Genomic DNA, 11,413 nt, shown 5'->3' with positions numbered 1-11,413 from the left:
AAAGCGGCAGGATTCACCGGTTCTCAAACGGCCGGGAGAATTCTTTATAATATTGCCAATCAGCGGAAGAATCCTATTCCATTTTTTGCGGAAATGGGTAGCATAAATCCAGTTCTGCTATTACCGAGTGCTCTAAACAGCCAAACGGCGGGACTCATGGCGGGATCCATTACCATGGGGGTGGGACAATTCTGCACTAACCCGGGATTAATCTTGGCGCTCGAAGGTGATTCATTAGATACTTTTATGGGAGAACTGGGACAATCCTTAAGTGGTATTGATGGTGGTGTAATGCTTAGTGATAAAATTGCCAATTCTTTTTATTCAGAATTGGAATCAGCATTAAATCAAAAAGGGGTAAAGGTTGAAACACGGGCAGAAAAATCCAATGATCCGAATAGGGGCCGACCCACATTAGCTTCTGTCTCCGGTGACACATTTCTGGATAATCCAAAATTAGGAGAAGAAATATTTGGCCCTTACAGCCTAGTGGTGAAATGCAAAGATATAACTGAATTGTGTGAAATTCTCCAAATATTGGATGGCCAATTAACAGGGTCAATTATTGGAGATGAATCTGAATTCTCTTCATTTAAATCTGCCATTGACTTGATGGAAAATAAAGTGGGACGTATCATATTTAATGGGGTGCCTACTGGTGTGGAAGTATGCCCATCCATGCAACACGGTGGTCCTTATCCCGCTTCCTCCGATTCTCGATTTACATCAGTTGGAACGGCAGCAATCAAACGCTTTGTCCGCCCTGTAGCCTACCAGAGTTGGCCCGATGAACAGTTACCAGATGAATTGAAAAATAAGAATCCGTTAGATATTTGGCGAATGGTTGATCATCAATGGCTAAAGGATTCTATTTGAGTTTATCTCAATCACAATTGGCTTATGAGGCATTAGAGGAAAAACTTGTAAACCTGACTTTAGCGCCAGGTGAAATTTATTCGGAGGGGCAATTAGCACGGGAGGTTGAATTAGGTCGTACACCATTGCGAGAAGCACTCCAAAAAATGGCTGGCCATGGTTTGGTAGAAATGATTCCCCGCATGGGGGTTAAGATTACTGAGATTGATTTTAACCGTCAACTTGCAATCCTGGAAACCAGGAGAGTATTAGATGAGTTGATTGCATCCCGGGCTGCCCGCCGAGCGACAGAAGAACAACGGTCCACATTTCGAGGATTGGCAGAACAGATGGAGGTTGCCGCACAAAATGGCGATATTGAAGCATACCTCAAATTGGATCATGAATTTGATATATTGCTGGATAGGGCCAGCCGTAATGAGTTTGCATCCAAAGCACTCATTCCATTACACATTCACTGTCGGCGATTTTGGTCCTATTACAAAATTCATGATGATCTGAAACGGACCGCTATCCTCCATGAAAAACTTATGCGTGCTGTGGCGGATGGGGATGAAGATGGTGCAATTTCTGCTACGAATGAATTAGTAGATTATCTGGTAGAATTCACCCGAAAAGCCTTAGAATTGGTCTAACAAAGAATTCTATAAAAAATGCCTAAACACATATTTGAATGTATTGATGCCCATACTTGTGGGAATCCCGTACGGTTGGTGAAATCTGGCGGTCCTAATCTAAAAGGTAAAACAATGCTGGATAAACGTGAGCATTTCCTTAATGAATACGATTGGATTCGCACGGGACTTATGTTTGAACCTCGAGGGCATGATATGATGTCCGGCAGTATTTTATATGATCCCGTTTCTGATGAATATGATATTGGAGTTTTGTTTATCGAAACTAGTGGATGCTTACCCATGTGTGGTCATGGCACCATTGGTACTGTCACAATTCTGATTGAATCTGGGCTGGTTACCCCAAAGAAGGAAGGTGAAATCATTCTCGAAACGCCGGCAGGAAAGATTAAGGCGACCTATACTATGGAAGGTGACAAAGTAAAATCCGTAAAACTCGTAAATGTGCCATCATTTCTTCATTCTAATGATATTGAAGTAGAATCATCAAAATTGGGAATGATTAAAGTGGACGTGGCTTATGGCGGAAATTTTTATGCCATTATTGATTCCCAAGAAAATTTCAAAGATATGGCCGATTATACGGCCGGAGAATTGGTGGAAATGAGTCGGGAAATTCGAACCAATATCAATGAGTATTATTCATTTGTTCATCCGGAAGATGAGCGCATCAATGGCTGTAGTCACATCCTTTGGACGGGCAAGCCAACTCAAGAAAATTCCAACGCTCGGAATGCTGTTTTTTATGGAGACAAAGCGATTGACCGTTCCCCTTGCGGCACAGGAACTTCCTCCCGAATGGCCCAATGGGCTACCAAAGGAAAACTGAATGAAGAAGATAAATTTATTCATGAAAGTATTATCGGCAGCCAGTTTGTGGGCCGAATAGAAGGTGTTACAAAAGTGGGTGATTATGATGCTATTATTCCTAGTATAGAAGGGTGGGCTAAGATTACTGGTACCAGCACCATTACGATTGATGATGATGATCCTTATGCCCATGGATTTCAAGTAATTTAAATGTCCACCAAATCGGATGTAATTATAATCGGCGGTGGAGCTGTGGGATTATCATGTGCCTATTACCTCAATCGTTCCGGTTATAGCGTTACTGTTTTAGATAGTGGATCTCCAGATAAAAAATCATCCTGTTCCTGGGGAAATGCTGGAATGATTGTCCCCAGTCACATCGTTCCATTGGCTGCGCCAGGGGTTATTAAACAGGGTATCAAATGGCTTCTTGATCCGGAAAGCCCTTTTTCCATTGAATTTAAACCATCTATAGAAATGTTATCATGGCTATGGAAATTCCGAAAGGCAGCAAACCTTAATCATGTAAAAAAAGGGGCGCGAATTTTCCGAGAATTGGGTTTGGCCAGTCGTTCACTTTATTTAGAATTGGGGCAAGAAATGAATTTTGGATTGGAATTAAATGGCATCCTCATGTTATGTGCTGGTGAGAAAGCTTTAGAGGAAGAATTTGCCGTATCTGCCATGGCCCGGGAATTAGATATGGTGGCAGTAGATATGGATTCCAAAGGTGTAAAATCTGTTGAATCTGGAATGAAAACAACAGTCTCAGGTGGTGTTCATTACCCTCTCGATTGCCACATCAACCCAGTAAAATTTCTGGAGGTGATACAAAAAAATCTTAAAGAAAAGGGTGTGGAATTTCACCACAATACATCCGTCGCTTCCTTTGTGCAAGATAAGGGTAAAATTGTATCAGTTAATACCTCTCAAGGGAAATGGGAAGGAAATCATTTTGTTTTAGCTGCAGGGTCAATGTCATCTAAGCTAATTAAATCAATTAATTTGAAAATGCCAATGATGGCGGGGAAAGGTTACAGCGTAACTATGGAATCGCCCCGTAAAAAACCGATACTTCCTGCCATTTTGATTGAAGCAAGAATTGCTTCAACACCCATAGGGTCCAGCTGGCGATTTGGAGGCACAATGACTATAACAGATTCGGACCAAAAAATAAACAATCGAAAAATGAAAGCCATGTTAAAAGCAGTTAAAAATTATTATCCGGAATACGAATTATCATGGACTGAAAAATTGGAACCGTGGGTTGGGTTGCGCCCCCTCTCCGCCGATGGTTTGCCTTACATTGGCCCTTTCACCCAATATCCAAATTTGATAGCAGCGACCGGCCATGCAATGTTGGGGATCAGCCTATCGCTAATCACCGGCCATCTAGTAGATAAAATTGTAAAAGGAGAAGACTTGGGATTTGACACAACCATGTTAAATCCAAACCGTTTCTGATTCATTTCACTTTTTATTCAATTACCCCTAAATTCTATATATCATGATTTTATGGGTTATTACATCTTTATCGCTTTTATCCCCTTCTTGGGAAAATAATTCCCAACTTTATAATATTAATGCCCAGTCTAACAATCCATGGGCTGTCCGTATTTATGGCGGGTATGCAGCACGCCGGCCACTTATGGCCATTCTTACCTACGGAGATTTTCGTCGAGAATACCATCATACCGGTATTCGTGGAATTGACCTAAGCAGAGTTTTTCACCAAAATTGGAAAGAATACCCCATAGACTGGAGTATTCGTCTCGGATATATCCGCCATAATGAGAATGGGTTTCAACCAAACCACAATCAGTACAATCTATTTTTTACAGCCCATTATAATACCAATTATAAAGGATTTCCCATTCGATGGTTTATTGGGGAAGGGTTATCCTGGTCAGAGTTAGTGCCTTATGTTGAAGGACGTGAAACAACACGTTTGAGTGACCGCCAATCTCAATTGATGAATTATATTAATGTCGGTTTCGATATGAACGTAGGTGATATAATTGGCCGACCGGAGTTGAATCAATTAACGGTTGGTATTGCCGATTCACATCGATCAGGAATTTACAAATCATTAGAATTGTTTAACCGCACCCAGGGCGGCGGCAATTTTCTAACAGTATTTTTCGAATATAATTTCTAACGTGGATCCCAATGGAATGTAAATTCTATTTGAATTTTCAATCCGAAACCACATGATGAAACCGATCACATATTTTTTACTCGTTTTATTCCTTTCACTAGGATGGGCTCAGAATACCGTAGAAGGAATACCTTATAATGGCCTCCAGATGGGTGAGGAATTGAAAAGTACAGGAAAAACGCTCCAGTCAAAACCCATGGGATTGCATCGTGTACAGATTGAAAATGCAAAATATGACACTATTTATATTGCCGTCCATGGTTATGGCTCAAACGGCTATGAATGGGTCTATGCCCTGCGGAAAATGGCTGAATCCGCTCAACAAACTTTTTACTATCGTTGGGACTGGAATAATTGTCCCGACACCGCCAGCGAGAAACTCAAGGTAGCCATTGATTCACTCATTTTAACAAATAAGAAAATCAAACATATCAATTTGTTTGGCCACAGTTATGGCGGAGTCATCGTTACAAATTTGGCGGATGATGGATTTAGAGTAACGATGGATATACATTCATTGGCGGCGCCCTTGGCGGGGCATACTCGATTGGAAACAAACTGTCCGGATTATCCTCGTTTCGATAATTTGACATTAACCAATAATCTGATTCAATGGCGGACGGACCATAAACAGGATGGTGCTTTTAAAAATATGGATGTGAATCCTCAACGGATAGAGATTAGGGGAAGTAAAGTGGTTCAGCTTCCACCAACTTTTTCCAACGGTAAACGACTGGGACATAATTGGTCTATCACTTGGGTCATGAATCAATATTTTAAATCTGAATAAACAGAAAGGGAACAAATGTATGAATTACAAAAAGAACAATTATGATTTTGAGAATCTGGACCCTTGGTTAAATCTTTTAAGGGATGATTTAGACCTGAAAGGAGTAGCTATGGGCTTTGCTCGAATTCCTGCGGGTAGAGGATATACATTTATTCATCAGCACGAAAAACAAGAAGAAGTGTATGTAGTTTTGGGTGGGAAAGGTATCATTTACATCGATGGTGAAAACATTGCCTTAGTTCCCGGTGACATTGTTAAAGTGGATGCAATTGCACGGCGCTGTCTCAAAGCTGATGATGAATCTGAATTGGTGTGTTTAATCTTGGGCGGCTTACCAGTAGAAGGATTTCCTCGGAAAGGTAGCACTTCAACCTTGATTGATGATGGTATTCCCGATTGGGAGAATCTCCCACCTTGGTACGAGGGTAATAAAAAAGTGATTGAACTTAACAAAAAGATCAGAGCCCAAAGGGAAGCAGAGTAATTATGGCTTTAACAAGGATGGAACAATTTAAGTATAATCTTTATCTATGGTATTTTTCATGGACTAAAGTAAGACTGATCCATTATTGCCGTCCGAAAATTTTTAATATAACAGAGGATGGAGTAACGCTTTTTATGCCCTTGGATAGACGAACAAGAAACCATGTTAGATCAATGTATATTGGGGCCATGGTGGTTGGTGTTGATATGGTAACAGGATTTACAGCCATGTTAAAGATCCGGGAATCGAAGCGCAATGTGATTCTTATTTTTAAAGATTTAAAATGTGATTTTTATAAGCGCTCCGAAGGAAATGTTCATTTCATTTGTAATGAAGGAAAAGCGATTGAATCTGCCGTGGAACAAACGATTCAATCAGGAGAACGTGTAAATCTTCCCGTTTCGGTGATTGCCACGGTTCCGGATAAATTTGGCAATGAGCCAGTGGCTAAATTCACCATAACTTTATCCATGAAAGAAAAAGTTTAACGCAATAATTTTTTGAAATCTTCTACCGCCCATTTGATACTAATTCTGGCGGCAATCCTATGGAGTTCTGGTGGCGTTTTCATCAAACTTGTGGATATGCATCCTGTGGCCATTACCGGCGCCCGAAGTTTAGTTGCTGCCATTGTTTTTCTAATTTATATCCGTCGCCCCAAGTTTAATCGTGATAAGGAAACCATTATTGGCGCTTTGGCTTACTGCGGGATGGTCATGTTGTATGTGGCATCGATGAAGCTTACCACTGCCGCCAATGCGATTTTTCTAGAATTTACGGCACCGATTTATGTGGTCATCTTTGGTTATTATATGTTGAATGAGCGGGTAACAAAGTTTGATATTTTTGCCATGGCTATCATTTTTTTTGGCATGGGATTGTTTTTCATGGATGAATTGTCCTTCTACGGATTTTGGGGAAACATTATGGCCTTGGGGGCGGGCGTTTGTTTAGCTCTTGTTACAGTAATTGTCCGCAAACAAAAGGAATCATCCGCCTTCGAAATTGTATTGTTGGGGAATTTGGTGACAGCCCTTATTTGTACACCATTTATAGTCAAAGCAATTCCCCATACACAGATTTCCGATTGGTTGATATTGGCTCTTCTTGGAGTATTTCAACTGGGAATACCTTATGTATTATATACGTTGGTCCTAAAACATTTACCGGCAATTGATGCCATTTTAATTGGCATGATTGAACCTGTATTAAATCCAATATGGGTATTTCTGTTCGTAGGAGAAACGATTGGGCCGTGGACTTTTGTAGGCGGTGCAATGGTTTTAAGCGGATCGCTTGGGCGGAGTTATTTTAAGTATAGAAAAAGAAAATGATTGGCTGCAACTTTTTTTAAAATACAATACCCTAAACTTTGATATTGTAACCACCACGGTTAATTTGTTTTTATTCGCTCCAAACTTAACTGAACTTCTTTAATGAACCTGAAATAAAATTTTGAATCAATGGAGCAGTTTTCATGGATATTTTATGGCCTGCATTATAGATCTCCAAATGGACAGGGTTGCCGCGCTTTTCAAAAAAATCAAATGCTTTTTCGCTAGCTTTAGATGGTATTATTTCATCACGGTTTCCATGGAGAAGTAAGACGGGCGTACCTTTACTTTGTTCAGTTGCATCAGTTTTTAAAATATCTATGAATTTGATAAAACCGGCAATGGGAATTATTCCACCAAGAGCGAAAGGTAAACGTAGGGCAATTTCCATTGAAAGACTGGCACCTTGAGAAAAGCCCATAAGAAATATATTTTTCGGTGAAAAACCTTCAGATTGAACATCAGTCAAAAGTTGCTGCATGCCGATCCAAGTTTTTTCTAGGTCCCATCCTTTTTCATCACTACCGCTGAACCATGTAAATCCCTTTCCTGTATCCGACTCGTATGGTGCCCTTGGGAAGAACCACTTCACCTTCTCAATCTGCATCCTCTTTGCCACAGGTTCAAAGACATGCTCATTTCCTGTCCAACCATGGATAAATATGATAGCTTTGGTCGGTTGTTCCGAAGTTGAGAATGTGTGTGTAATTAATTTAGTATTCACAACAACAATCATCAGCTATAGATACGGTATTTAAATTCAGTTCTTCTTCAAGGATGTAAGCCCGAATGCAAACGCCAACATCTATACCATTCAACTGTGCTAATCCTTCATATTTGGCTATATCGCTAGCAGTCACTTTCATAAAAATAAACCCACCAAAAACATCTCCGCAATTGTTGCATTTGTTATCCCTGTCACAGGATGTTAGAAGTATACTCAGGGTTGCAATAAAAAGCCATTTTCTAATATTCAGATTTTTCATCAGTTATTATTGAAGTTGGATTCTGCCGTCAAAACCCATTTGGCATTTCCCGGGCTGCGACTGGGCTCCAGGCGATACAGCTCTCCTGTGGCAGTATCCAGCATGTAATGCCAGTGGGTCCGTTCAATTTGAAAGGATTGAAGCTGGAAACGTCCAGCCGATTTATCCTTGCCAAGTTGATCCTGGACATAAGTATCTAGTTCTTCCATAATGGTCACCAAGCTGTCATCCTGGGCTTGGGTCGCCCCAATTAACGTGAATAAAGCGGCAGTAAGTAAACCGCCTGTGATTAGGCCTGTAATATATCGTTTCATCATTTCCTCCGTGGGTTAAGATCCAAAAGTGCGCTCATCTTCATATTCCGCCATGCGCTGTACAAAATCATCTTCATCTTCAGCCTTGAGCAGTGGACTGATGGCAATATTCTCATCAATAGAAATGGTCATTTTAGGGCCATAATCGTGCCCGGGATAAATAATCGTGTTTTTCGGTAAATCCAAAATTTTATCATAAACCGATCGATATAACTGGCGTGTATCACTGCCGCTACTGACAGTTCTACCGGTACGACCTACAAAAAGAGTATCACCGGTGAATAGAATTTCATCCAATAAATAACAGACTGAATCGGGATAATGGCCCGGCGTATGAAGCACCTCTAAACTCAGTTGTCCAACTGTTACAATATCTCCATGCTTCACTGGACGTTTCAGAGTGGACTTAACCTTGTCTTCCGAATCTTTATAAATCATGGTTACAAGGTTGGGAAAGGCGTCCACATATTCATCCACATATGCAATATGGTCGCCATGACTGTGAGTGATAAATAGGACGATTAAGCCTTTTTTGCTCACAAAGGGCAGTATTTGTTTTAGGGGCACGGATGCATCCACCAGAAATTGGTTTCCCGTACGGATGCAGGTAACAAGGTAAGTGAGGTTATCGTCATACCCACCCTTGAAAGATCGAACTGAATAATCTGTTTCAGGCATTAGGATAGGAATTTAATTCACTTTTTCATGGGAAAGGATTGTCTTTTTGGAACAATTTTCTATATGTAATATTGACTGATTATAAATAAGAAATTGGGAGTGATTATGGAAACCAAACAAATCGGAATGTATTTAATCATTGCAGGCGCAGTAATCCTGGCGCTCAAATTTATTAATGCAATTATCGGTTTCATCCTCAGCGATTTCCTCCTTGGGCTGGGAACTGTTTTACTTTTAGCCGGAGGAGTTGTTTTGGCATTACGGTTTATTAAAGAAAATCGTGATGATGCCAAAGATGAACCATTCCGAGGAATCGACAAATGATCGTGGCCACAACCGAAACAGTTGCGGGATATTATATCACAGAACATCTGGGAACGGTAATCGGAAATACGATTCGTGCCCGTCATGTTGGGCAGGATATAATGGCCGGGCTGCGCACCATTATCGGCGGTGAAATTAAAGAATACACAGGAATGTTAGCTGAATCCCGTGAGCAGTCCCTTATGCGGATGAAGGATAAAGCGAAAGAACTTGGTGCTGATGCAGTGGTGGGTGTCCGCTTTCAAACATCTATGATTTTATCAGGAACGGCTGAATTGTTGGTTTATGGTACGGCGGTGAAGTTGGGGCGGAAGTAATTAAATTCTTGCGTCCCCATTTATCGGGACGCAAAGTTAAATATTTTGTATAAAGACACATAGCTATGCGTTTATACATTTTTTAAACTATTTTCAATATTATCCCAGTAATGACTCAGCTGGTATATTTAATTTTTCACACAGCGTATTTATCATTTTTACTGTCAATTTTCTTTTCCCATGTAACAATTCTGATGCTCTATTAGGACCACCGATTAAAACACCTAAATCTTTTTGCTTCATTCCAAGTTGTTCCATTCGAAACACAATTGCATCTATTGGACTTGGGGGCAATATATTATAATTTTCTTTTTCATAATTTTCAATCAGTATTGTCAAAACTTCAAGGATATCTCCTTCGGGAGATCCCATTTTGGAATCCCACAGTTCATCGACTTGACGCAATGCTGATTCATAATCTTTTTCATTTTTAATGGGTTTAATTGGCATCTCTAAATCTCTTTCGCATTTATTTTATCATACTGTTTATGAGTCCCAATAAATCGTATATATACAATTTGGAATTCATATTTAATTGCAACAATTAATCTGTATTTATTCCCTGCAATATTAAACACCGCCCTGTTATTTGCCATAATACTGACCGATCTATATTTCTCTTTAATATCATTTGGTGTCTTCCATTTTGCCGCTTTTACTTCTGAATACCATGCTCTAAGGGAATCCTCAGCGTCATGATATTCTTTCCAAAATTCTTTTAATGTTTTTATTGCTATAATTCTCATTATTTGAGTGTTATAAAATTACAAAAGTTCCCATATTGGGAACAAGTATAACTTAAGGTAAAATTGATGCAATAATAACAAGGAATATAAAAGATTTTAAAAAAAGTGAAATTGCTATTTTAACACCGGATAATTTTGTGACAGCGATTAAGGGGTAAAAGGTTGTATAAGGTTGCATATAACAACCTATAGTTGTTAATATAAGGGAACTAAAAAGAGTATTATTATGAGTCAAATAGCATTAAAACTAAATAAAGATCTGGTAGCCGCTGCACGGACAGTGGCCGAGGTTGAACATCGGTCCGTGCCTAAGCAAGTGGAATATTGGGCAAAGATTGGTCAAATCGCTGTAGAGAATCCAGACTTAACCTATGAAATGATCAGAAATATTATGCTGGGTCTTGCTCAAGCACAAAATGGAGAACTGGAAGAATATCATTTTGGCGAATCCGAAGATTAAAGTCTTTCAGACGCCTTTATTCAAACGGCAGTCAAAAAAACTTTTTAAACATCACAAAAAAGAACTCGATCGGGAGATAAAGGCCATTGTGATTGATCCGACGATTGGGAATAGAAAACATGGTGCTTTATCAGAAGTGTTTGTTCACAAATTTAAAATAAAAACAGACTTGTTTTTATTAGCCAATACATATGACCCGGAAACGCGAACATTGATTATGATTGGATCGCACGAGAATTTCTATCGGGATTTAAAAAAGTACCCCGGTTAATAACATTGTTTCTATTTTTTCTCCGCATTCCAATAATAGTCCTCAAGCAATAATTTAAATGCGGCTTGTTGTTTATTAAGCCGATCAGATAATATTTTATATACTTCAACTTGTTGATTGGTAGGACGAAAGTCCGCCCCATACCTTGTTAAGTCACTCCCCAAAGCGGCCAGCCTGCCGTATATTTTATTAGGATTTCGAAACGCATCCTCACGGGCGCCGGTGAGTTT

20 protein-coding genes are annotated in these 11,413 nt (G+C 39.8%); 13 read left to right on the top strand and 7 right to left on the bottom strand.

The window, feature by feature from the left end:
• The 9 genes from HN459_06475 to HN459_06435 all read left to right on the top strand — a co-directional run.
• A partial coding sequence (locus tag HN459_06475; protein ID MBT3479094.1) for an aldehyde dehydrogenase family protein occupies window positions 1-876 on the top strand: 876 nt, incomplete at its 5' end.
• Window positions 855-1,511, top strand: a complete 657-nt coding sequence (locus tag HN459_06470; protein MBT3479093.1) for a GntR family transcriptional regulator — start codon at window positions 855-857, stop codon at window positions 1,509-1,511. The genes HN459_06475 and HN459_06470, both read left to right, overlap by 22 nt.
• A gap of 18 nt (window positions 1,512-1,529) precedes the next feature.
• A complete protein-coding gene (locus tag HN459_06465) occupies window positions 1,530-2,531 on the top strand; it encodes a 4-hydroxyproline epimerase (GenBank protein ID MBT3479092.1) in 1,002 nt (333 codons plus the stop codon).
• Complete coding sequence (locus tag HN459_06460) at window positions 2,532-3,785, top strand: FAD-dependent oxidoreductase (GenBank protein MBT3479091.1); 1,254 nt, start codon at window positions 2,532-2,534, stop codon at window positions 3,783-3,785.
• Between the two features lie 43 nt (window positions 3,786-3,828).
• Entirely contained in the window at window positions 3,829-4,479 is a 651-nt protein-coding gene (locus HN459_06455; protein MBT3479090.1) for a hypothetical protein, read from the top strand.
• Window positions 4,480-4,531: 52 nt separating this feature from the next.
• Window positions 4,532-5,269, top strand: a complete 738-nt coding sequence (locus HN459_06450; GenBank protein MBT3479089.1) for an alpha/beta hydrolase — start codon at window positions 4,532-4,534, stop codon at window positions 5,267-5,269.
• A 19-nt stretch (window positions 5,270-5,288) separates the two neighbouring features.
• On the top strand, window positions 5,289-5,753 hold the full coding sequence (locus tag HN459_06445; protein ID MBT3479088.1) for a cupin domain-containing protein: 465 nt from the start codon (window positions 5,289-5,291) through the stop codon (window positions 5,751-5,753).
• Window positions 5,754-5,755: 2 nt separating this feature from the next.
• On the top strand, window positions 5,756-6,241 hold the full coding sequence (locus HN459_06440) for a DUF4442 domain-containing protein (GenBank protein MBT3479087.1): 486 nt from the start codon (window positions 5,756-5,758) through the stop codon (window positions 6,239-6,241).
• Window positions 6,242-6,253: 12 nt separating this feature from the next.
• On the top strand, window positions 6,254-7,087 hold the full coding sequence (locus HN459_06435) for an EamA family transporter (GenBank protein MBT3479086.1): 834 nt from the start codon (window positions 6,254-6,256) through the stop codon (window positions 7,085-7,087).
• A gap of 85 nt (window positions 7,088-7,172) precedes the next feature.
• Here the strand turns inward: HN459_06435 and HN459_06430 are convergent, their stop codons facing one another.
• From HN459_06430 to HN459_06415, 4 genes are all read right to left on the bottom strand, one after another.
• Window positions 7,173-7,823 (bottom strand): hypothetical protein, encoded by a 651-nt coding sequence (locus tag HN459_06430; protein ID MBT3479085.1) that lies wholly within the window; start codon window positions 7,821-7,823, stop codon window positions 7,173-7,175.
• The gene (locus tag HN459_06425; GenBank protein ID MBT3479084.1) at window positions 7,801-7,953 is read right to left on the bottom strand and encodes a hypothetical protein; all 153 of its coding nucleotides are present in this window, start codon (window positions 7,951-7,953) and stop codon (window positions 7,801-7,803) included. The genes HN459_06430 and HN459_06425 overlap by 23 nt, the downstream gene beginning before the upstream one ends.
• A gap of 119 nt (window positions 7,954-8,072) precedes the next feature.
• Window positions 8,073-8,390 carry a hypothetical protein gene (locus HN459_06420; GenBank protein MBT3479083.1) on the bottom strand — a complete coding sequence of 106 codons (318 nt, stop codon included), beginning with the start codon at window positions 8,388-8,390 and terminating at the stop codon, window positions 8,073-8,075.
• A 12-nt stretch (window positions 8,391-8,402) separates the two neighbouring features.
• Window positions 8,403-9,065: an MBL fold metallo-hydrolase gene (locus HN459_06415; protein MBT3479082.1), complete on the bottom strand. Its 663-nt coding sequence runs from the start codon at window positions 9,063-9,065 to the stop codon at window positions 8,403-8,405.
• A gap of 105 nt (window positions 9,066-9,170) precedes the next feature.
• On the opposite strand from HN459_06415, the gene HN459_06410 reads away from it, so the two are divergent.
• Both HN459_06410 and HN459_06405 read left to right on the top strand, forming a co-directional pair.
• Window positions 9,171-9,389, top strand: coding sequence for a hypothetical protein (locus tag HN459_06410; GenBank protein MBT3479081.1), 219 nt, complete (start codon window positions 9,171-9,173; stop codon window positions 9,387-9,389).
• A complete protein-coding gene (locus HN459_06405; GenBank protein ID MBT3479080.1) occupies window positions 9,386-9,706 on the top strand; it encodes a YbjQ family protein in 321 nt (106 codons plus the stop codon). Before HN459_06410 ends, HN459_06405 begins: the two co-directional genes overlap by 4 nt.
• A 99-nt stretch (window positions 9,707-9,805) precedes the next feature.
• Here the strand turns inward: HN459_06405 and HN459_06400 are convergent, their stop codons facing one another.
• A complete protein-coding gene (locus HN459_06400; GenBank protein MBT3479079.1) occupies window positions 9,806-10,156 on the bottom strand; it encodes a transcriptional regulator in 351 nt (116 codons plus the stop codon).
• Between the two features lie 2 nt (window positions 10,157-10,158).
• Window positions 10,159-10,452, bottom strand: a complete 294-nt coding sequence (locus HN459_06395) for a type II toxin-antitoxin system HigB family toxin (GenBank protein ID MBT3479078.1) — start codon at window positions 10,450-10,452, stop codon at window positions 10,159-10,161.
• Between the two features lie 223 nt (window positions 10,453-10,675).
• Here HN459_06395 and HN459_06390 point away from each other — a divergent pair, with 223 nt between their 5' ends.
• A complete protein-coding gene (locus HN459_06390) occupies window positions 10,676-10,912 on the top strand; it encodes a hypothetical protein (protein MBT3479077.1) in 237 nt (78 codons plus the stop codon).
• The gene (locus tag HN459_06385; protein ID MBT3479076.1) at window positions 10,869-11,183 is read left to right on the top strand and encodes a type II toxin-antitoxin system RelE/ParE family toxin; all 315 of its coding nucleotides are present in this window, start codon (window positions 10,869-10,871) and stop codon (window positions 11,181-11,183) included. The genes HN459_06390 and HN459_06385 overlap by 44 nt, the downstream gene beginning before the upstream one ends.
• An 11-nt stretch (window positions 11,184-11,194) precedes the next feature.
• On the opposite strand, the gene HN459_06380 is transcribed toward HN459_06385, so the two are convergent.
• Window positions 11,195-11,413, bottom strand: a 219-nt coding sequence (locus tag HN459_06380; GenBank protein MBT3479075.1) for a hypothetical protein, incomplete at its 5' end; no start/stop codon positions are given.

This window comes from Candidatus Neomarinimicrobiota bacterium (assembly GCA_018647265.1).
Classification (GTDB): Bacteria; Fidelibacterota; Marinisomatia; order Marinisomatales; family TCS55; genus TCS55.
This window is presented reverse-complemented; position numbering and strand designations above follow the sequence as displayed.